Consider the following 22,523-nt stretch of genomic DNA (forward strand, 5'->3'; position numbering starts at 1 on the left):
GATGACGCCTGACGCTCAATTCGCCATACTACAGGCAATCCAGAATCCTCGAGATGGAAGGTCATCTGCCCTCGCGGCTCGAATGTGCCGTCTTTCATCAAACGCAATCGGCTTGCCCATTTGCATTTTCAGCCTGCTTAATCAGATTCACCCGCCTTCGGCGCACAACTCGTGGAAATCCACGAATCCTGGCAATGCGAGCGAGCGCGGTACATTACCGTCGAGCATGCACCGGAACCTTTACGCCGCCAGAACCCAAGACGCGATGCGGCGTAAGCGTGTTAGTACTAGTACAGCACCCATTCCCCACGAGGGAGGGGAACGGTAGCCCAACCAAGAAGAGGTAGTTCACATTCACCGAGAGATACTTTTACAGAAACTTCTTGACACAGGCCATCCTGTTCCGCTTACTTTTGAAACACACGCAAAGCAATTTCGCCAGAAGCCTGCTGGATATTTTTCTCAACGAACTGGATTATCCCTACGCGGAATTGTTTTTTGTATCCGGGCGACAAGATTTGCATTTCATCGTCTTCCGGGCCGCTTCTCGATTCGTCGTTTATTGCGATATGGGATCCCTCGGATACGACAAGACCCATTGTATTGTACGACGATTGATCCATGTCAGCGTTTTCTGCGGGTGGTTGTGCCGGATTTGGTGCGGCTTGAAGTGCTCTTGGCGGCGCCGGATTTTGCCTCCGCGGGCTTTTTCTCCTCGATTTTTGTTTCTTCTTTCTTTACGGGCGGCGGTTCGGGCGGTTTGAGTTCCTTTTCCGGCAAACCGAGCGGCTGGGCCTTGGCGGCGATTTCGAGTGCACGGGCCCGCCATTCGGCAAAGGTCGCCACGGCGCTTGCCTCGATGTGCCGGGCGTCTTTCGACAGGCGTTCCGCTTCCGCCATGAGGCGTCCGACTTCTTCCATGAGCCAGTCGGGGCGATCGTGCGCATCCGTGGCGCCGGACGAACTGGTCAGGTAACGCGATTGGAACTGTCCGCAGTTGGCCAGGGTATTCTGCAACGGTTCGACGAACGGTTCGCCGCGTTCCTGTTCGAGCACGCAAAGACTGCGCGCCAGTTGCGCCATGTCTGCCAGCGCGGGCGCGGCCACCGCGCGCGGGATTTCGCCGGCGTGCCATAACTCCTCCACGCGCGGGAACATCTTCAATAGGTTGAAGAAGTCCATGCGGGTGTAACTGGATGTATCCACCTGCGCAAACCGCTTGACCGCTTCGCGCACGTCGGCCGGAAGTTTCGTTTTTCTATCTTCGCCTTCCTCGAAGGCCGCAACCTGCCGCTTGATGCGCTCGCGGACCGCGATCAGCGCTGGCGATCCGCCGGTTCCTTCCAGGAGACGCGGCTCGGCCACGGCTTGCAGCGCCACCGCGCCATCGGCGGCCTGCGGCGTCGGCAACGCGTTTCCCCGCGCATCGTACAGGGCAATCCCGGCGGCTTTCTCGACCGGCAGCGTAAAGTCTTTCGTCGTGTCGGACCAGAACGCCGCCACCCACTGCGCGCCGTTTGCGAACACTGCCGTCTGTACGCCGCCTGCGATTATCTCGCCAACAAACTGATAACGGTTCAAGCGGCGGGGCAACTCACTGAGGCAGACATATCCCGGGCCGAACTCGTTTCCGTACAGAAACGCGGTGTCCACTTCGGCCTGACCGTTCATATACATGCGGTTCCAGATGGCTTGCCGGGCGATTTTGACCTGCACATTCGGATCGTCCACCGCAGCCGCGGACAGTTGTCCCGCGAAGGCCATGTTTTCATAGCCCATCATCTCCGCGACGTCGCGCAACGCGGCCACATCCTCCGGCTGCGCCCAGTCCTTGCCAAGAATAACCGTGTTCACCAGGGCGCCCACACCGGCGGCCAGCATGGATTGCAGCATCCGCGGCCCGTCAACGATCACGGCGATGGGTGATTTGGCGCCGCCGCGCCGAAGCCCCTTGGCAATGGCCAAGACGGCATCCGTAGAGGGGCCGGCGTCTATGTCCCAGCGAACGACACGGTCACCCGCCGATTTGGCCAACGACTCGCAGGTATCCACCGAACGCGTCGTCAGCCCCAGCACAATCTGGAATCCCATGCCGGCCACGGTCTGCATGCGCGCGGGCAAATCCTCCGCTTCGCCGTCCAGCCGGACACTGCGCACCGACAACCCCTTGAGCACTTTCAAACAGCGATCGTTGTTGCCATTGAATATCGCGCAAAAGGGCGGCGCGGCGTCCGGTTTGGGACGGTCAATGCGGCAAAACACCGCCGAGCCTTCCCATGCGCCGCCGCCCGGTGGTTCTGTTTCGATGCGGGCCTTGAGATAGTACCGGCCCCGTTCGGATGGCACGCCCTCGATGGGTGTCCACCAGGCGCCCTGGGCGCGCAACGAAACGGGTTCGAGCCGGGCCACGAACGGTTCGCCGCCGGTGTCCGGCACAATCTCGATGACTGCGCGCACCGTCACATCCGCGTCCGACCGCAATTCGACAATCACCGGATCATCAACATATACATGCGGCACCGGCTGATCCGGCGCCACGTCCACAGTGACCGCCGCGCCGGCCAGTAGGCAGACCGCGCACGCTAACGAAATCATAAGCCCGCGAGGAACGGGTTCGTGCGCCGTTCCGCCCCGATGGTTGTTTCGGGGCCGTGGCCCGAATACACGACGGTTTCATCCGGCAACGTTAGTAATTTATCGTGGATTGACTGTAGCAACTGGCGGTAATCGCCCCCCGGAAGATCCGTCCGACCGATCGATCCCGCGAACAAAACGTCGCCCACCAGCGCGACGCCATTGCCTGCCAGCACGATATGGCCGGGACTGTGCCCCGGCGTGTGCAGAACCCTGAAACGCGCCGCGCCCACCGCCACCTCGTCTCCCTCATTCAGAAAACGGTCCGGATCCGGGGACGACGCCGTTCCGATGCCGAACATGCGCGCCTGCACGTCCATCGAACGCAGCAGCGGCAGATCCTCCGGATGGATAAGCAGGTCCGCGCCCGTTTTGGCCTTCAATTCCGCATTGCCGCCGCAATGATCGCAATGGCAATGCGTGTTGACAATGCCGCGCACCGCATAATCCGCCAAAAGCCGCAACATGCGCGGCGTCACATCGCCCGGATCGATCACCAGCGCCTCGCCGCCGTCGCATACCACGAAACAATTCTCGAAAAACGGCGTCACCTGAAACGAATGTATGTCCATTGTAAACCTCCCGAAACCTCTTGATGCTACCCTTTCCCGTCCATCGAGTCAACAGGTTGGCAAGGACCACAATCCGAACCTAACGGGGAAAGTCAGCGTCCTCGCCGACCGGAATTTTGCATGACCCGACCCGGCGCGCGAGGACGCGCGCGTTGCCGGCCTTACCCCTTCGCCTTTATTTCTGCTCCTGGGGGGACACCGCAGTCAATGCATCAATACGATTCTGTAATCCGTTCTATCGGGAAAAAGGACACTTTTTCGGGATATGGCAGCCTGTGACAAGGGTTGTGAATTCGGTACTCTCAAGAATTGGATAACAAAAAAAACAAAAGATTATCCAAAAGAGTCCGAATTTGCGTCAGACGGCCGTGTCACTGTGCAAGGGGGACATCCGTTGTCGTCCCATTGACCACAAGGCGATCTATCGTACGTCCGCCAAGGCATCGTGGATTTTCACGAGCGCATCGTTCATCGCGGCGCGGGTGGCCTGTCCCAGACTACTCGCGGCCATTTCACCCTTACCCGAATCCACAAACAGGATGCTGACGTTCGACGCCTTCGACACGGTGCTGAACGATCCCTGGCAGGAGAACGTTCCATTACCCACATAACGCGCCGTCCGCCCGTCAATGATGGCCAAATCCATGCCCACCATCCCGGTGCGGTTCATGGATTCGTTCTTGAATTCCGGCCCGACGAGCGCCGCGGCGTCGCCGCCAATCGCCACGCCGGTATTGCCGGTAATGAAACCGATGTCCCTGACAAGCCGTCCCACCCGGCGCGTGCTGACCTTGTTGCCCTTGCCGGAAGCCTGCGCGGTTTCGCTGAATTCGGTCACGGTGCCTTCGATTACGAAGGGGCCGATTTCGCCCGGCTGTAGTTTGCACGAATAGGTGCCATCCTCGTTTTTCTTGACGGTGTCGGGGGGCACGATTACGATGTTCGGCCAGCCCGATAACACCGTCCGTAGTTGCGCCGCGATGCCCTTGCCGATGCCCGGCCCGGCGGTTTCACTGGCCCGGCTGACGACCGTGCCGTCGGAACCGACCGTTGTGACCATTTCGCTGTCCACGCTGATGGCGCCGGTGGGCGTGTCCTGCCCGCCGCCGGACGTCTGTCCCGATGCGCTGTACTCGAAGGGCTTCAAGATGGCCACGACATATTTCGGCAAGTTGGGATCCGCCGGAATTTTTACCACATCAACCTGGGCGGCGACCGGCGCGCCCGATTGGGCGCGTGCCTGTTCGGCTACCGAAGGCTCCTTCGATTTCGCGTCGGCGCTGTGCCCCGTGAAACCAATCATGCCCACTCCCAGCGCGGCCAGCACAAACAACGAGATCACAACACGTATTTTCATCTTCACGGCCTCCTGAAGTTCAGCGAACGAAACGATCGCATGCTTTTCGTAATATTGTATCACGAACTCGCCCAATGCGAGAAAATCGCAGTCCATTGTCATATAATGAGTTGTGGAATAAGAAAGAAATCCCGGCCGTTTACCGAACATTTTCGCCGACCGATACCCGGCTGCCTGTGGCAAAGGTTGTTCAACATTTCGGAATTGCCGCTTGGACCTTTCGGCATCAATGAAATAAATGGGCAAGCGAGCTCTTTTTCATTATGTGAGGTTGACAAGCGTTGCGGCAATTGTGACGATTACCACAGTCCGCTATGGTTTTCTTTTTGTGTCGAGGAATGCGGACAATTCGGCGCACTGGTCGGTGGCGATAAAATCCACGCCGGCCTCGAGTGCGGCCTGCCAGCGGATTTGAACGGCTTCGATGGAACCGAAATTGTAGGCCGGCGAAAGGCCGTCCGTGAGGCTCTTGGCCGCCGGATGGCCGTTGAGCGCATAGAACCGAATCCAATAGCCGCGTTGGTGGGCATCGTCCACGAGCGCTTGTAATCGTGCGGCCTTTTCCGGCGTCCATTCACCGGCCTTGGGCTGTCCTTCGGGTTCGACGTCGCGCCAAGAATGGTTGATCCAGCGGCGGAAATTGCCGGCGGGTTGGGCATCGGCTTGGCCGAAAACGCGGAGTTTCGCGCCGACGGGGACTTCGTCGTAAAAAAACCGGGTCTCGTTGTTGCCGCCGCCGCACAACACGAGGAGCGGTTTCACGTCGAGCGGGACGGGCGGGTCGGGTGCGGGCTGTTTGACGGACGTGCAAAGCCACGGCTCGTATTCGCCCAGCAAGTCCCAGACAGCCTTGAAGAAAGCCGGTTCCGAGCCGCGCAGATCGTTGATGTTCAGTGTGATGAGCGGCCAATCGCCTGGGTTTCCGTCCTTCAACGCCTTTTCGACAATGGGCCGCACCTTCTCGAAAAAATACTCGCGCGGTCCGGGTTCGGTTCCCTTGTAGGGTTTCTCGTGGACGACGATGATTCGCGAATGTCCGGTGGTTGGATCCGTATACCATCCGTAGTCGTTTTCGATGCCCAGAGGAAGGCCTGCGGCCAGCGCGCGATCGATCCGGTCCGCATATCGGTTGCCGTAGGGGTAACAGTTGTGCGCTTCCGGCAACACCCGCATGCCGGGCAAGAAACCGGATTCGGCGGCGGCGGGCCGGGGGATCGAAAATGCCGCGCAAACGCCCAGGACAAGAACGAATTTCAGCATGGCGCGATTCCTTTCCTTTTGCATGCCAAAAGGGCAGGGCATGCGGTCAATAATTCGTGATTATCAGTTCGTTGACGGGTCCGCGCAACCGCGCATTGCTGTTGATGGCTCGCGCGGCCTTGACCCGTTCAATCCGGAATCCCTCATAGACCCGATCGAATAAATCGTCTTCCGGGTTTTCGTTTTTCGGGTCGGAATTGCTCAGCATGAGTTTCGCGCCGCGCTGGTCCAGTTTACGAAAGAAACGGGCCAGCCGAAGCTGCGACGCATCGTCGAAAGTATGCGCGGCGTAGGACGTAAAATGGGCGGTTTTGCTCAAAGGCCGGTAGGGCGGATCAAAATAGACGAACGTGTGCGCGTCAATGAAGTCCGCGCAGGACTCGAAGTCGCCGGTCCGGATCTCGACGCCTTGCAAGGCCCGCGACACAAGCCGGAGGTTCGCCGCGTCGCAGATTGTCGGATTGTCGTAACGGCCGAAGGGCACGTTGAACCTTCCCCGGGAATTGACCCGGTAAAGGCCGTTGAAACAGGTGCGATTGAGAAAGATGAGCCGCGCCGTGCGCGCGACCGCCTCCGGGCCGAAAGCATCGCAGCCGGAACCTTGCCAAGGCTCATTGAACGCCCTGCGCACCATGTAGAAATAGGCACGGCGGTCTTCGGAGGACAAAGCCCGATACTCGTTCACCATGGCCGTCAGCGCCTTTATCAGCATTTCCGGAAACGACTGAAGGACCTGGTAGGCCCGTGTCAGATCGTCGTTGGCGTCCATCAACAGGCACTCGGAAAACGAAAACCGGTGTGACAGGTCGAAAAAGACCGCTCCGCTTCCAACGAAAGGTTCTGCATACCGGGTCATTTTCCCTAGCCCTATCCCCTCCGGAAGCCGGGCTCGGATGGCCTCGAGCAATTGCGATTTGCCCCCCGCCCATTTTAGAAACGGCCGGGCCTTGACCGGGTTTATCCCGGTGGCTTCAATGGACGGCGTCATTCCGCGTGTTGGCCTCTCTGGCTACTTTCCATGGTATGTCGAGGCGTTATTATGAAGTGTTGAAAACCGGCGATCAAGCCGGACCATTTATTGAAAAACGCCCTTGCGAAGCGCCTTGAATTTATCATTGAAAGCATTTTATGACAGAAAAACTGAAATAATCCGTCCCGCGCAAATAGAAATTCTTATTATTCTTATAATAAGGATTGAAACTGGGGTCTGAGATGGGTATGCTGTAAACATCCGGCCAGCGCCGGTCGTTGAAAGTAGATAAGGAATGTGAACTTGAATCCGCCGCGCATTCCGGGTTTCATGTCTGAAATTCGCGGCCATTAGGTCACGGGACGGCATTCCCACGGTTCGGCTTCTTTTCCCGATTCATGTCGTCCATGTCTTTTTTGCGGCGTGTTCTCTTTCCGGAGTCGAAAGGCCGGATGGGTGGCGCGCTTTGCGTGATAACGCATCTTTTCCTGGGCAGGGCTGTGGAAAGCAACGGAGGTTGTGTCATGTGCGAGAAGAAACCTGTTTTTTGCGTGATGGGCGCGGGCCATGGCGGTCTTGCGATGGCCGGCCACTTGGGCTTCATGGGATTTGAAGTCCGCATTTACAACCGGAGCGGCGAACGGATAGACGCCATTCAAGCGCGCGGCGGCATAGACGTGACCGGCGACGAGGTGGATGGTTTTGGCCGCGTGGCGCTGGCGACGACCGATGTCGAGCGCGCCCTCGACGGCGTGGACGTAATCATGGTGGTGGTGCCGGCCACGGGCCATGAATTCATGGCGGAGACCTGCGCCAAATACTTGAAGGCCGGCCAGATAATTGTGCTCAATCCGGGCCGCACGCTGGGCGCGCTGGCGTTTTACCAGGCGTTGAAACGCAGCGATTGCGTGGCGGACGTGCTCATCGCCGAGGCGCAGACCTTTCTGTACGCATGCCGCATCATGGGCCCGGCGCAAGTGCAGATCTTCCGCGTGAAGAACTCGGTTCCCTTGGCCACGCTTCAGGCGCACCGGATTCCGCAATGTCTCAACATTGTGCGGGAAGCGTTTCCCCAGTTCGTGCCCGGCGACAACGTCCTGAAGACCAGTTTCAACAACATCGGCGCCGTATTCCATCCGGCCATTATGTTGCTGAATTCGGGCTGGGTGGAGGATGTCGCCGACTTCGAATTCTATCACCAGGGCGTTACGCCGTCGGTGGGGCGCATTCTGGAACAGTTGGATGCCGAACGGGTCAGCGTGGCCGCGGCTATGGGGTTTCAGGCTTCTACGGCCCGCGAATGGCTTTACTATGCGTACGATGCGGCGGGACGGAACCTGCGCGACGCCATGCGCGCGAACATGGGCTACCGCGGGGTCATGGCGCCCCACCGCATGGAAATGCGCTATCTCACCGAGGACGTGCCGTGCAGTCTGGTTCCGATGAGTTCTCTTGGCAAGAAATTCGGCGTCCCCACGCCGCTCATGGATTCGTTCATCACGTTGGCGTCCGCCATGCACGACCGGGACTATCGCGCGGAAGGAAGGACCGTCGAGTCGTTGGGCATCGCGGACATGGATCTCAAGCAGTTGCGAATGATGGCCATAGGAGAAATTGACCCATGAAGAAGATTGTTGGAGCGGCGCTGGCCCCGTGCGTGCATGTGGCGGGGCTGGACCATTTTCTGCGCCTGTGTGAAAAACACGGCTGGAGCGCCATCGCTCTGGGCCCCGCGATTCCGGTGCAGAACGTGCTGGCGGCTGTGGACGCGGAACTGCCCGACTGGGTGGCCCTGTCTTACCGGCTGACGCCCGAAGACCTTGCGCCCATTCTCGAGGATTTGCGCCGGGGCTTGGATCGCCTTGTGGGACCCCGCCCGAAACTGGTGTTCGGCGGCACGCCCGCGGCGGCGGTAGTGGCCAAGGCCAGCGGACTTTTCGAAAAGGTATTCGACGGGACGGAATCCATGCAGGAAATTCAGGCGTTTGCCGCCGGACAGGCGCCGCGGCGGAAACAACGCGATTTCCCACAGGATCTCGCCGCGCGGATTGACCAGTCGTATCCCTTTCCCCTGATTCGCCACCATTACGGCGAGCCGGATCTGGCGCGCACCATCCGCGGCGCGCGCCGCATTGCAAACGCCGGGGTTCTCGACGTCTTGTCCATCGGACCGGACCAGAATGCCCAAGAACACTTCTTTCATCCGGAACGGATGGATCCCGGCCAGCACGGCGCCGGCGGCGTGCCCGTCCGCACGCCGGACGATTTGGCCGCCATTTATAAGGCCACCCGCCGCGGGAACTACCCGCTCGTGCGGTGCTACAGCGGCACGCGGGATCTGATTGCCTGGGCCCGGATGAGCATCGAAACGATTCACAACGCGTGGGCCGCAATCCCGCTGTGCTGGTACAGCGTAATGGATGGGCGAAGCCCGATCCCGTTTCCCGGGGCCATCGTCGAAAAACAGGAGGCCATGCGGTTTTATGCCGAACAGGGCCTTCCGGTCGAGGTCAACGAGTCGCATCAGTGGAGTCTACGCGAGGCGCACGACGCGCTGGCCGTCGCGATGGCGTTTCTCGCCGCCTACAACGCGAAAGCCCAGGGCGTGAAACGCTATATCATTCAGATGATGCACAACACGCCGCCGTCCACCAGTCCGGCCATGGATCTCGCCAAAATGCTGGCCAAACTTGAACTAATCCGCGAAATTGAAGGGCCGGACTTCACGACTTGGCGCGAGGTGCGGGCAGGGATTGCCAGTTTGCCGCCGGATTTCGACGAGGCCAAGGGGCACATGGCGGCTTCGGCGGTGTACGCCATGGCCCTAAAGCCCCATATCCTGCATGTCGTGGGATTCAGCGAGGCCTACCGGGTCGTGGACCCCAAAATTCTCATCGAGAGTTGCCGGATCGCGCGCGGAGCCGTCCGCCTGGCCCTGCAGGGCGCGCCGGATCCCCTGCACGATCCGGCGGTCCTGGCGCGCAAAACCCACCTGGTTTCACAGGCGCGCATCCTCTTGGACGGCATTCGCCGTCTTGGGCCGAATAGCGCGGATCCGTGGAGCGATCCGGACGTATTGTCCCGCGCCATTGCCACGGGCATGCTCGATACGCCGCACTTTCGGGGCAATCCGCATCTGTGCGGGCGCATCGCGACAGCCTGCGTCAATGGCGGCTGGGAGGCGGTAGAGCCGGCCACGGGCCGCATCATCGGCGAGGAGGAACGCCTCCAGTCATTGATAAAAACCGCGTAGAAACCGGAAAAAAGGAAACAAAGCGATGTGTGGATTCGTTGCCATGCACGGCAATCCGGATGAAAACCTGCTCAAGGACATGCTCGACCGCATTCGCCACCGGGGACCCGACGGCGGGGGCGTCCTGCGCATCGGACAAGGGCTGCTGGGGCATGTCCGCTTGGCGATCCTCGACGTGCCGTCCGGCGCACAGCCCATGACCAACGAGCGCGGGGATCTCGCCGTCGCATTCAACGGCGAGATCTACAATCATGCCGCGCTGCGACGGGAATTGGATGACCGCCACCGATTCAAGACCCGCTCCGACACCGAAGTCCTGCTACATCTGTATGAAGACGATGCCGAAGACATGCTGTCCAAACTCGACGGCATGTTCGCATTTGCGCTGGCCGGGCCGCGTGGAATGATGCTGGCGCGGGATCCGCTGGGTATCAAGCCGCTGTATTACGGGCGGCGAGGCGGAACGTTCATCGCCGCGAGCGAACTCAGGGCCTTTCCCGCCATGGATGAACTTCACGCGTTGCCGGCGGGGCACGCCATGTTCGCGGACGGGACGCCGTGGCGGTACGCGCGGCCGTTCCCGCCCAAACGGCCGGTAGTGGACCTTCCATTGCCGGAAGTGCTCACCGAGATACGGCGGCGCCTGGAACATGCGGTCATCAAGCGCCTCATGAGCGACGTGCCGGTCGGCGTTTATTTGTCCGGCGGCTTGGACAGCAGCTTGGTTGCCGCGCTGATGCGCCCTCACACGGTCGAACTTCATTCCTTTACGGCGGGCATGGAAGGCGCGCCTGACCTCGAAATGGCCCGCGATGTCGCTTCTTGGCTCGGAACGAATCATCATGAGCGGGTATACACCGCAGACGATATCGAAAACGCGCTGCCAGACGTTATCCGGCATCTGGAATCCTTCGATGCGCCCCTGGTGCGTTCGGCGGCGCCGATGTATTTCGTATCGAAACTGGCCTGCAAACACGTGAAGGTCGTGCTGACCGGCGAAGGGGCCGACGAACTGTTCGCGGGATACGAGTACCTCAAGACCCTGGATCAAGGCATGGAACTGCGGCAGGAATTGTGGAATATCATTGAACGGCTTCAAGATACAAATCTGCAACGCACGGACCGCATGACGATGGTCCACGGCATTGAGGGCCGGGTACCGTTTCTCGACCTCGGCCTGCTGCGTTTCGTTTCGCGGCTTCCCCTCGATCTTCTCGCGCCGCGCGAGGACCGCCCGGAGAAATGGCTGTTGCGCGAAGCCTGTAAGGGCATCCTGCCGCCGGAGATCCTCGCACGGAAAAAGATGAAATTCTCGGAGGGCGCGGGCTCCGCGAATGTCGTTGCCGAACGCATCCGTTCGGCAATGACCGCCGAGGAATTCGAGCAGGCGCGCCGGACAGCCGCCAAACAAGGCCTGCGTTCCCCCGAGGAACTGCACTACTTCCGCATCTGGCGCGAAGAGATGGGGCCGCATGTTCCGCCCGCCCTTGTGGGCCGCACGTCGGATCCATGCGCCGCGGCATAGACCGGATTCATGAAGAAATCGTGCAAGAAGCGCCAATGGCCCGTTTGAAAATAGTGGCTGTTTGAGATAAAAATGTCGTTGGAAGGGCCGTGCGATGATTCTCGACGATGCATTGTTTCAGAAATTGCTGGAAAATCTTTCGGAAGGGGTTTATTTTGTCGATCCGCAGCGAACCATTCTATACTGGAACCGGGCCGCAGAACGCATCACGGGCTTCTCCGAAAAGGAGATCGAAGGCAAGTCGTGCGCGGACGACATTCTGGTCCACGTGGATGATGCCGGAACTTCATTGTGCAAGGGCGCTTGCCCGTTGGCGGCCACGATGAAAGACGGCCGGAATCGCGTCAACCGCGTTTATCTCCGGCACAAGGAAGGCTATCGGCTGCCGGTTTGTGTTTCCACGGCGGCTATCCGGGACGATACGGGAAACGTCATCGGCGGCTTGGAAACCTTTCACGACGATTCGTCGCTTGTTGCGGCGTTGGCGGAGGCGGAACGGCTTTCGCAACTTGCGCTGATATGCCCGTTGACCGGTATTGGAAACCGGCGCTTTGCCGAGGAAACGATTGCCAAACGATTGTCCGAATCGCAGCGCAACCATACCGCGTGCGCATTTGTCATGTTCGATGTGGATCACTTTAAAAAGATCAATGATTCCTACGGCCATCCCGTCGGCGATATCGTGCTGAAAATGGTTGCGCAAACGTTATTGACCAATCTGCGCGTCTATGATTTTGTCGGACGCTGGGGCGGCGAAGAGTTTCTGCTGACCATGCCCCATCTGTCCCGGCAAGAGTTGGAAAATACCGCCAACCGTTTGCGCGTGCTGGTCGAACGATCGAGCCGCAAGATCAGTGAAAATCGTTTGGCCGTCACCATTTCAGGCGGGGCCACGCTCTCCCGCGCCGACGATACGCCGGCTTCGGTCATCAAGCGCGTGGATGCTTTGCTTTATGAAAGCAAGCGCCGTGGCCGCAATCGCGTGACCATCGGTTGAGGGCGTTCGCGTCCATTCGTGCTGAAAAAAGCGTGGCGCCGAATGCCGGTTCCGGTTCCGCCGACAAGATTTTGACCGATTCAGAATTCAGCACCGCCGGCCCGGAAAGACTGCTTTGACGCGCTTATCGGGATGTGCGCCGGTCAAAGGTCGGGTTGAAATCAGCAGGGGATTGGACTATCATAAATTTGATCCCAGTGATCGGGCTTGCAGATGAGGCATCAGTATCCACTACGGCGGTTGAATGCCGAGGATTCTTTCTATTTCAGCGTGGAGTAGGCGTTGTGGTTTCGACAAGGTTGATATCCAGCAGAACAGGGGAGACGTCCGCGGGTGTGTGGTCCTGTCGAAAACCATTTTCCGCCGAAATGCGAGGCGCCTGATGCGTGTATTGCTCATGGTGCCCAATTTCCACTGGACCTCGCTTGACGCCCAGTTTCTATGGCATTACCTTCCCTACAATCTCTGTCTCCTCGCGGCGATGATCGAAGACGAGTGCGAGGTTTCCATCCTGGATGCGTTCGCACGAAACCTGTCGCCCGACGATATTCGCGCCATCCTCAGGCGCGAACGGCCCGACCTGGTCGGCGTCACCGTCCTGATGAACCAGTGCGCCTCGGCGGGCCATCAGACGCTGGCGCTGGTCAAGGAGGAATTGCCGGATTGCCGGACGGCAATCGGCGGTGTATACGCGACGGTCAACCCCGACCATGCCATGCAAGATCCCCATGTTGACTACACCTTCGTGGGAGAAGGGGAATACAGCCTGCGTGATCTGATCCGGCATCTTTCGGGCAAGGGCCCCTTTCCTGAAAGGGGGGTATGGTTTCGCCGCAATGGGGCGATCGAACGCCGAGGACGTTCGGACCTGATTGCCGACTTGGACGTGCTGCCGCGCCCCGCTTATCATCTGATTGATTTCTCCTCGTACGCAAATTCGATCTCGCGCGTGACAGTGGACGGCCCGGCGGTCTTCCCAAACGCGCGGATTTCGACCTCGCGGGGTTGCCCGTACGGCTGCACGTTCTGCCAGGTCGAGGCCATTTCCGGCCGCCGTTTTCGCGGACGCAGCGCGGGGAACATCCTGGATGAAATCGCCTGGTTGAAAAGCGAGTATGGCATCCGGTCGCTCACGTTCGACGACGACAATCTGCACACGGACCGCCAGCGCGCGATCGATCTGTTCCGCGGGATGATCGAGCGGGGGCTTGCAATGCCGTGGAAATCAATTGCCACGGCCGTTTTCCGACTCGACGAAGAGCAGGTTGACCTGATGCGGGAAAGCGGCTGTGTCTACGTGGACATCGCGATCGAGTCAGGCACACCGGCTATTCGCAGAAATTTCGTTGGGAAACCGCTGGATCTTGATCACGCGGCCCGCATCATCCGATACCTGCGGGAAAAGGGCATTTTTGTCGCGGCCAACATTATCATGGGATTTCCAACCGAGACTTGGGAAGAGATTCGCGAATCGCTCCGGGTGGTCGAGTTGCTCGAAGTTGATTACGTGAAACTTTTTCCGCTGGTGCCTTTACGCCACACGAAGGTATGGGACACGTGCGTCGAATGCGGACTGATTCCGCAGGACATGACCGACGACCGTTTGAACTGGAACTATGGAAACTTGAACACGCCGGAATTTTCGGCTGCTGAACTGAGCATCCTGCGGGCTTTCGAGTGGGATCGGATCAACTTTTCGTCACCCGAGAAGCGCCGCCGCACGGCGGAAATGATGAATATCACGCTGGAGGAACTGGAACGGATCCGGCGCGCCACCCGGCGAAATGCCTGCCGCAAGGCCGGGCGCACGCCGATTCCCGATTGAGATTGTGAAATCGAAACTCGTTCACGCATTATGTTTTAGCCGTCCAGCCCCGGAACCCGACCGGAAAGGGATCGCATGAGGTGCGCGATACTAATCCTGCTCAACTTGGGGATCCGCATGACTCAAGTTGTCCGACAATACGTACAATGCACATAGTGGCTTCTTGGGTGGCCCACAGATTACTTGCTTCAAATTGATAATTTTGAGAGTACCGGATTTTTGAAACAAAAGGATGAAAAGATCAACAAAGATTGGCATTTCCGGGCAATATCAGGTTGGATCGGGCATCGAGATCTTGTGGTGAAATTGAAAATGGCCGCTTTGTAGCGCCGATTTCCAAATCGGCATGTCGTGTTTCAGCAGGCCGATTTGGAAATCGGCGTTACATTCCGAGGCCTTTACGATTCCGGGAACATGGTACTCTTAGGCGATAATCATTCCATGCAAATACGGCCGAACGATGTGAAGATCAAAGGATACGCGGGGCGTTTTGCGCGCGGAGGCCGAGGAACGGCATGAACCCGGCGAAGAAGCGCAATCAGGGCGAATTCCTTCTTGCGTTCCTCGTATTTCTGGTGGCGACGGGGGCCGCATGGCTTTATTTGCGAAACGAGGCCATCAAAGTCTGCCCGGACTCTTCTCCCGATGATTACAGTGTCCTTCCCGCAATGCTTTGGGCGGCAGGCCACGGCCTGTCGTTTACCCTGGATCCCTTGCCGCGGTGCCAACCGTTCCTGAAACAGGAAACGGACAGGCTTGAATCCGATGCCATTCCAGGGAATCTGCACTGTTTTCCGGCGGTATCCAAATTTGTGCAGGATAGACAGAACCTCCACTACCTGGTCGGCATCGTGTGGCGGTTGTTCGGCATTTCGTGGTCGAACATGAAAACGATTCTTGCCGTTCTTTTTGCGATCATCTCGGTCTTGACCTACGGCATTTTCCGGCTGGGAATGAACCGCGCGTTAAGCGTCGCGGGAACGCTCGCCGTCATGTCGTCGCCGGTGGTGTTGCGAGAAGGTCCGTGGCTGCGCAGCATGTGCAAGGCGCCCTTCATACTTGCGAGCATTCTCATCATTGGGTATTTGCTGACGCACCGGCTGCGTCCGCGGGCCGTGCTGGGGCTGGCGTTGTTGGCCGGCGCAATCATCGGCTTCGGCTTCGGTTTTCGGCAGGATCCCGTGATCTGCCTGCCGCCGGTCCTGGCCGCTATTGCGATTGGCGCGCGAATTGATTCGGCGAGGCACTTGGCGCTTCGTTGTGCGGCCTGCTTGCTCATGGTAGCGACGTTTACCGCCGCCGCATGGCCTACCTTGCGTATGACCCGGGAAACGGGAGGCAACAATTCAGTTTATTTGACGCAGGGTTTCGCCGCGAAATGCTTCGAAGACGCCGGCCTGCTTCCCCCGTTCTACACCTTGTGCAGCACGACCGATGATTTCCTCATCCACGGTTTGATGGCTGACTACGCGATGAAGCAAGATGCCGTTCCCCTGAGCGACTTCTCGAGCATACAGGCGATGAATTTGGCTCATTTCGCGGCCATGCTTCAGTGTGCGCCCACGCGGGCCCTCCCGGACTTGTTCATGGCGCGGGGACTGTTTCTCGCTCAGGATCTGAGCCTTGGCGCGTTTAAGGTGGAGCAGGTTGGCCGGCAGATGGTCCGGGATCTGTATCTGACGTTTCCCGGCGATGCCATCGCGCGATGGTATGGCGCCGTATTGCGTGTCATACGGGGTTTGGGGGCCATTCCCGGACGAAACGAGGCCACAAACTGCTTCCGCACGGCTGAACGCCTGCACGGCCCGTTGACGGCGCATCTCGACCGTTGGGGGCACTGGTACGCGCTGGCGGCGATTGTGGCCATAAGCACGCGAAGTAAATGGATTGCGATCTGTGTGCTGGCGATACTGCTGTACTTTGCCGGTTATACGAGTCTGGAGTTTCAAGTCCGGCACGCCTTCCACCTTGCCCTATTCGCTTTCTGGAGTCCGCTGTTCCTGGCCGGATTGATCGCGGAAAGTTTGAAGCGGTTTATGAAAACGCCGGATACGAACCGCGCCAACCGTCAATGGAGCATTCGCCGGGGCGCGATGCGGGCAGCGGGCCTGATTGCGTTTGCCGCGGGGGCCGCTTTACTACTGTCGGTCCCGCTGTATGCGGCCCGGCTCCTTCAAGCGGGGCGCATCGAAGAGATTTGCGGACGGTATGAGCATGCGGCGCTCGAACCGATACCCTTTGATGTCGAGAATCGGGACGGCAAGACCTTCGTCATGCCGCGCGAGTTTCCCGCATTTCGCGAAACGCTTTTCGACAAGTCGCAGGAGTTTCTCGCGAGTTTCGGAATTCCCGCCGTTACGCAGCCGATTGTCCGAACGGAGTACATGGTACTGGAAATGGAGGTGCGGGGCGGTTCGTTCGAGATTGGGTATCAGGGCGGCCCCGTCACGCTGCCGTGTCCGGAGCGGGCCGATTCTCAGGCTTCGACGGAGGTGCGGGTATTCGTTCCCGTTTTCAAGTATGCCGATTCCTACACGGCGTTCGAGCCGTCGTTCAACGCATTTGCCTTCCAGGGCGTTGCGCTGGGCCCCAACGCTTCAGTGAAGAACATCTATCGGGTCCGCAACGCGGAGAAATTTCCGATCCTCCTGACTGTGTGCCTTTCAGGCGACGGCGCCGGGATGAGGCGGTGCTATCAACTGCCGCGTCTGGCTGCGTGGCGGGGTTCATGGGCGGAGCGCGCATACCTGTGGACCAAGGGGAGATTCTGAACGCCATGGCCCGAGAGTACTGCATGCTGTCCGTAATCCTCTGCGCGATCCTCCCCGGCGCGCTGGCGATCGAAACCGTTCCGGCGGCCACGCCCGATCCGGCTGCAACGCGGGCCGTTCCGCCATTGGCCGCCGGCGTGGAGACGCCGGCGATTTCCGCGGCTCCGCCCACATGGCCGATACTGCGCGCGATGCCCGATTCGGCGGCATTTGTGCTGGCATTCCCCCCCCTTCCGAAACTACGCGATCGACTGTTCGCTCTTTCCGGAAAATTCGCGGGCAGCGCGGAACTGTTGGCGCAGGCAAGCGCCCTATTGAGTGCGTCGCTTGGCCTTGGCGATTCGCCTGGCCTTCGCGACATCGAAGTCTTCCTGGATTCCAAAGGGTTGGCGCCGGACTCGCCTTGGGGCATTTTCGTCGATCTGGGCGAAACGGCCTCCGATGCGTCCGAAGCGACGCGGAAGCTTGCCGGGGCCACACGCGGGCGCGTATTGGCGCCGGCAATGGACTATCACCCCCCCGCCGTTCTCGTCATGGCCGGCGTGTCGCAATCGGATTTGGCGGAGTCCACTGTTCGCGAATTCCTCCCGCGCATCGTGGGCGGTTCGCAGGACTCGCCCAAAACGGTCAACACCGGGTCCGGCAGCGACTCATACTTGCACCGTCTGCAAAACGGCTGGGGTTATTCCACCAAGGATGGCTGGCTGTATGTGACAAATTCAGAGTCGCTGTTCCACGCAGTGCTGGACAGACAAGCGTCGTCGGCAGACGTGAACTACGGGTTGGCAGCATGGCCCGGCGCCACTCCCGACGACATCGTGCTGCTGACGCGGCCCGGTAAGGCCACCCCCGACCCGATCAACCTACTCGCGGTGGGAAGTTACGCCAGCCAGGTGTATCCCACGATCCGATGGCCGACAGCAACCGCTGAAACCCAACGGGAATTCCGCGATTTCTACTCGCCGGAAGCAGGCGCGGAAGCGATCATGGCCACGTTATCGATCGCACAGGATCGGGTGGAACTGGCTTCGCGCGTGGACGTGTCCAAACATCCCTGGCTTGCGCGTGTGCACGACGCCTCGCATGCGCCGGAACTGGCGGGCTTCATTGGTCCGGGAAGCGTGCTGTCTGGTTATTTCAAGTGGGGCGATTCCCTGGTTGTTACGGCCCGAGGATGTTTGGGAGTCGTCCCCGTGGAACTGCGGGAAAGTTATTGGAATCCGATCTGCCATGCGCTGGAGGTTTTCGCGTGTGGGGAGACCGTGTTCAGTATCGGGCCGGGCGCGCCGCCGGTAATCAGATTGTTCACGCATGTTTCGAACGAGTCGGCGGCCCTTGGATTGCTCGGGCCGTTCCTGGACAAGGCCCGGGGCGATGATTCGGGCCGGGAGACGTGGGCGCTGTCCGCCGGACCCGTGAAGTTGTATGGACAACTGGAGGGTAGCACGCTGGTTTGCACGAGTTTGGAAGCGGAGTTACCCTCTATGCGGGACCGTGTGCGGGCGGGGGGCGGCATTTCCTTTATTGAGATGCTCGATCCGCCCGTCAGGAAGGAGGCCATTGTATCCCTGATCTCGCTCGATGCTTCACGCCCGGAAGATCTCGATTCCATACTGACGGTTTTCGATATCGCCGGCCGCGGCGCGATCATGAAATGGATTGGGGGCGTCCGGGAAATCCGCGCCGGCAAGATCGCCGACCGTCCGTGGCTGACCCAGTTTCTCACGGTGTTTTTGAAACCGTGAGAATTTTTGAATGAATCGGATCGTGGCTATTCCGGGTGCTCCACCCGGATCTTGGCGGCATTATTTCACCGATTGTGACCCATTCGCTTTGTGGAGTGCGAGTTTGACTTCGGGATGGGCGTTTGGTATTCTTCCTTTTCGTGCCTCGTGAAACAAGGGCGCGGGCGCTGCCGCGCAACAGAAAATCCGGAGGATTGCAAGGTGAAAACGTATGTCCCCAAACAGGGGGAATTCGAGAAAAAATGGCATTTGATTGATGCCGAGGGCCAAGTGCTGGGCCGGGTGGCGGTGGAAGCCGCGCGGTTGATCCGGGGTAAGCATAAGCCGAATTTCACGCCGCACATGGATTGCGGCGATTATGTAATCATCGTCAATGCCGAGAAGGCGATCGTGACAGGCAAAAAGGGGGACCAGAAGAAGTATTTCTCGCATTCGGGGTATTTTGGCGGTCTTTCCGAGACCTCGTACAAGGAAATGTTGGCCAAGCATCCGGCGCGGGCGATGCTCGCGGCGGTGCAGGGCATGTTGCCGCACAACCGGCTGGGCCGGAAACTGGCCAAGCATGTCCGTGTTTATGCGGGGCCGAATCATCGCCAGGAAGCGCAGACTCCCCAGCCATACACGCTGGGCAAATAAATACGGGAGTGACGTAACGTGACAGATGCAGCGGGAGAAGTGGTGGCGGTCGGGCGCCGCAAGGCGGCCAGCGCGCGCGTGCGCGTTTCACCCGGCACGGGCAAAATCATGGTCAATGGGCGGGCCATCGAAGCCTATATGGCGCGCGAGGTGCTCGTCATGATGGCAAAACAGCCGCTTGAAGTGACCGGAAATGAAAACAAATACGACGTCCGGGCCATTTGCGAGGGCGGTGGCCTTGCAGGCCAAGCCGGCGCGTTGCGGCTGGGCATTGCGCGGGCGTTGACGAAATTGAATGAGGAACACCGCACGCCGTTGCGGCGCGCCGGGCTCCTGACGCGCGACGCGCGCGAGGTCGAACGCAAGAAGTACGGGCGTCCCGGCGCGCGCAAGCGCTTCCAGTTCTCGAAGCGCTAGGCCATACCCATTTGCACTTGTTCGAAAGGCATTCCCGTCAAAAGGAATGCCTTTCGTGTTTTTTCATGCGGTTCGTTCGAGCAGATCGCACTCGACCAGCGTCCGCATTTCTGGATTGAGACGGAAGGACTTGATCTCGAACGCGCCTATCGTGATTTCTCGCGAAAAATCCAGCGCGGGAAAAGACAACCAGAAGGTCCGCGCGGCGCCGGACGGTTCGAAGAGCCGCACGATATAGTCTTCGGATTGTTCCGCCTGCTTGAATGCGGCCAATTGCACGATGTCGTCTTCGACGATGATCATCGGTTTGGGCGTTTGGCCCATGCCGGACGGATTGAACGACAATGCGAACGGGCGTTCGTTCAGCACAAGCGCCTCGCGATCCACCGATTTCATGCGCTCCGTTTTGCCGCCGCAATTAAACCAGAACCTGAACAGGCGTTCGCCTTGGTCTATGCGGGGCGAATATCGATCCTGCCGGACCAACGGCCGATCGCCAATCGGATGCGCCGAATACGCGGGGCCGCGCAACAGACTGATCCGCAGTTCGCCATTCGCGAAGTCGGAGCCGTACGTCCCCGCGTTGATGCACGTCAGCGCACGATCGTCTTCGTCCGACACGGCGGCCGTCCATTTCTGCGCCACGCATTCGCGGCCGGTCGTTGGGAATTCCTGCACGCCATAGGCGACTTGGCCGAGATATTTGGGATTGTTGAGGAGGGTCGGCACGGCCAGTTTGAGCATCTTGCTCTTTTCGTTCCAATGGACGCGGAGGGCAATTTCGACTTCCGTGCCCTGCTTCGGCAGTTTGTAGTGAAGAATAGCGAATGAATTTTCATACCGGAACAGCGCCTCGACAACGGTCCGTACCTCGCCGTCTTCGATCACGCGCACCGATTCGAGGATCGTCTGCGTGACTCCGGAGAACCGCGTGCCTTCGCCGCGATCCATCAACTCGAACACGCCGATGACGTTCCGAAAACTCTGATAGCGTGTCTCCCATGGATCCTCATTGTCGGCGATAACGAGCAGTTTGAACGCGCCTTCTTGCAGATAGGATTTGCCCTTTACTGCCAGTCGGTCAATCCAGCCGGTGGCGCAATTGATTTCGACGTCAAGGTCGTCCGCACGGAACACAAGGCGCCCGTTCGAGGCTTTCAACGCCGGCTTGGGTCGCTCGCGCAGCACTTCGAGCGCACAGTCGAACCGGTTCATTTGGAACGGCGCGAGATCCGCCGTGAACACCGCGCGTTTGCGCCAGTCGAGGTTCAGGTTGCCCAGTTCCTGTTCGCACTGGCTTGGGATGCGTGCGCCGTTCTGCTGGACGATTGGGATCGTAAACTGTTCGCCCCACTGGAAATCCGGCAACTGGAACTCGCACTCGACGGTCGTCCGCACCGGGAAGGGATGCGGATTGAACACGAGAATCGGAATTTCACCCTCCTTCGGTTTCGGCTGGCCGCCGGACAATGCGAAGAAGGCCCGCGCCCGCACGCGCGTCAGCAGTTCCTGGCCGTGATCCATCAGCCGCAGTCCGTTGTCCTCCACCGGTTGCACCGAGGAACCGGGCAGGATGTCGTGGAATTCCGCCACGAGCAGGTCGCGCAGCGCCTCGCGCAGTTCCTCTTTCGGATAGGGCATCAGGCCTTGAATCGCGGCCGACGACGCCATCTTTTCGCATTGGTACAGCGTGTTTTCGAGCAGGCGATGCTTTTGCTTGATGCGCACCTGCGACGTGTAGCATCCCGGCCCCCATGGATTGATCTCGTTTTCGAAACGCGGCAGTTCAATGCCGCTTTCGCGCAATTCCCGGAAATAATTTTCCGGCGTCGAATGCAGGATGTCGTATTCGCCGCATTCCGCCCTGAGTTGCGCGAGCCGTTCGAGGTCCACGCGCGACGGTCCGCCGCCGTGATTGCCGACACCCCAGAGCACCAGACCCGACGATTTGCCCGGATGCTCCTTCATCCATCGCTCGACCTTTTCGCGGGCCTGCCCAAGCGGCTGGTTGTAGAACATCGAGGCGCGGTGTCCCGTCACTTCCGAACCGTCGAAACCCACCCAGGTGAAATCATCCGACGGCAGCGCGCAATCGTTCTGGAACGGACGGCAAAACAGGTAGGAGTCGTATCCCGATTTTTTTAGGATTTGGACGAGTCCCCGGTTGTGGCCGAACGGATCGAAATTGATCGCCGTCGTGGGCTCTACCCCGAATTTTTCCTTGAAATAGGCCTTGCCCATCAGGATCTGCCGCACGAACGATTCCCCGGCCGGCATGTTGCAGTCGGGCTGGAGGTACCATCCGCCCATGATATGCCAGCGCTTCGCCGCAACCAGTTTCCGAATCCGCTCAAACAGCGCCGGCTCGTATTCCTCGACATAACGGTATAGCGTCACTTCGTTGTGGTTGAAAACGAAATCCTCGTTCTCGTCGCACAGGTCCGTCGCCGTCCGGAACGTCGAAAGCGCCTCCGCCGCGCCCTCCTCCCACTCCCACAGCCAAACGGGGTCCAAATGCGCGTTACAGATCAAATGCAACCGGTTCATGTCGTACTCCTCCT

General features: G+C 59.4%; 15 protein-coding genes. 9 read left to right on the forward strand and 6 right to left on the reverse strand.

The genetic code is table 11. The features are described from left to right. Nucleotides 1-624 precede the first annotated feature (624 nt). The 5 genes from P5540_15115 to P5540_15135 all read right to left on the reverse strand — a co-directional run bounded on the left by P5540_15115 (nucleotide 625) and on the right by P5540_15135 (nucleotide 6,811). Nucleotides 625-2,595 (reverse strand): hypothetical protein, encoded by a 1,971-nt coding sequence (locus P5540_15115; protein ID HRT66145.1) that lies wholly within the window; start codon nucleotides 2,593-2,595, stop codon nucleotides 625-627. After that, nucleotides 2,592-3,206, reverse strand: a complete 615-nt coding sequence (locus P5540_15120) for an MBL fold metallo-hydrolase (protein HRT66146.1) — start codon at nucleotides 3,204-3,206, stop codon at nucleotides 2,592-2,594. Before P5540_15120 ends, P5540_15115 begins: the two co-directional genes overlap by 4 nt. A 421-nt stretch (nucleotides 3,207-3,627) precedes the next feature. After that, the gene (locus P5540_15125) at nucleotides 3,628-4,563 is read right to left on the reverse strand and encodes a hypothetical protein (GenBank protein ID HRT66147.1); all 936 of its coding nucleotides are present in this window, start codon (nucleotides 4,561-4,563) and stop codon (nucleotides 3,628-3,630) included. 312 nt (nucleotides 4,564-4,875) lie between these two features. Next, nucleotides 4,876-5,823, reverse strand: coding sequence for a hypothetical protein (locus P5540_15130; protein HRT66148.1), 948 nt, complete (start codon nucleotides 5,821-5,823; stop codon nucleotides 4,876-4,878). A 46-nt stretch (nucleotides 5,824-5,869) separates the two neighbouring features. After that, entirely contained in the window at nucleotides 5,870-6,811 is a 942-nt protein-coding gene (locus P5540_15135; GenBank protein HRT66149.1) for a DNA adenine methylase, read from the reverse strand. 506 nt (nucleotides 6,812-7,317) lie between these two features. Between P5540_15135 and P5540_15140 the strand changes: the two genes are divergently transcribed. The 9 genes from P5540_15140 to rpsI all read left to right on the forward strand — a co-directional run bounded on the left by P5540_15140 (nucleotide 7,318) and on the right by rpsI (nucleotide 19,962). Next, nucleotides 7,318-8,418: an NAD/NADP octopine/nopaline dehydrogenase family protein gene (locus P5540_15140; GenBank protein HRT66150.1), complete on the forward strand. Its 1,101-nt coding sequence runs from the start codon at nucleotides 7,318-7,320 to the stop codon at nucleotides 8,416-8,418. Then, entirely contained in the window at nucleotides 8,415-10,046 is a 1,632-nt protein-coding gene (locus P5540_15145; protein ID HRT66151.1) for a cobalamin B12-binding domain-containing protein, read from the forward strand. The genes P5540_15140 and P5540_15145 overlap by 4 nt, the downstream gene beginning before the upstream one ends. 25 nt (nucleotides 10,047-10,071) lie before the next feature. Further along, complete coding sequence (locus P5540_15150) at nucleotides 10,072-11,571, forward strand: asparagine synthase-related protein (protein HRT66152.1); 1,500 nt, start codon at nucleotides 10,072-10,074, stop codon at nucleotides 11,569-11,571. A gap of 94 nt (nucleotides 11,572-11,665) precedes the next feature. Continuing rightward, entirely contained in the window at nucleotides 11,666-12,568 is a 903-nt protein-coding gene (locus P5540_15155) for a sensor domain-containing diguanylate cyclase (protein ID HRT66153.1), read from the forward strand. A 382-nt stretch (nucleotides 12,569-12,950) separates the two neighbouring features. Next, nucleotides 12,951-14,393, forward strand: coding sequence for a radical SAM protein (locus P5540_15160; GenBank protein HRT66154.1), 1,443 nt, complete (start codon nucleotides 12,951-12,953; stop codon nucleotides 14,391-14,393). A gap of 515 nt (nucleotides 14,394-14,908) precedes the next feature. Next, nucleotides 14,909-17,164 (forward strand): hypothetical protein, encoded by a 2,256-nt coding sequence (locus tag P5540_15165; protein HRT66155.1) that lies wholly within the window; start codon nucleotides 14,909-14,911, stop codon nucleotides 17,162-17,164. Then, a complete protein-coding gene (locus tag P5540_15170; protein HRT66156.1) occupies nucleotides 17,122-18,909 on the forward strand; it encodes a hypothetical protein in 1,788 nt (595 codons plus the stop codon). The genes P5540_15165 and P5540_15170 overlap by 43 nt, the downstream gene beginning before the upstream one ends. A gap of 201 nt (nucleotides 18,910-19,110) precedes the next feature. Next, a complete protein-coding gene (gene rplM / locus P5540_15175; protein HRT66157.1) occupies nucleotides 19,111-19,545 on the forward strand; it encodes a 50S ribosomal protein L13 in 435 nt (144 codons plus the stop codon). Between the two features lie 18 nt (nucleotides 19,546-19,563). After that, nucleotides 19,564-19,962, forward strand: coding sequence for a 30S ribosomal protein S9 (gene rpsI, locus P5540_15180; protein HRT66158.1), 399 nt, complete (start codon nucleotides 19,564-19,566; stop codon nucleotides 19,960-19,962). Between the two features lie 63 nt (nucleotides 19,963-20,025). Here the strand turns inward: rpsI and P5540_15185 are convergent, their stop codons facing one another. After that, the gene (locus tag P5540_15185) at nucleotides 20,026-22,509 is read right to left on the reverse strand and encodes a glycoside hydrolase family 38 C-terminal domain-containing protein (GenBank protein HRT66159.1); all 2,484 of its coding nucleotides are present in this window, start codon (nucleotides 22,507-22,509) and stop codon (nucleotides 20,026-20,028) included. Nucleotides 22,510-22,523 lie beyond the last annotated feature (14 nt).

The sequence above is a fragment of the Candidatus Hydrogenedentota bacterium genome, assembly GCA_035450225.1.
Taxonomy (GTDB): domain Bacteria; phylum Hydrogenedentota; class Hydrogenedentia; order Hydrogenedentales; family SLHB01; genus DSVR01.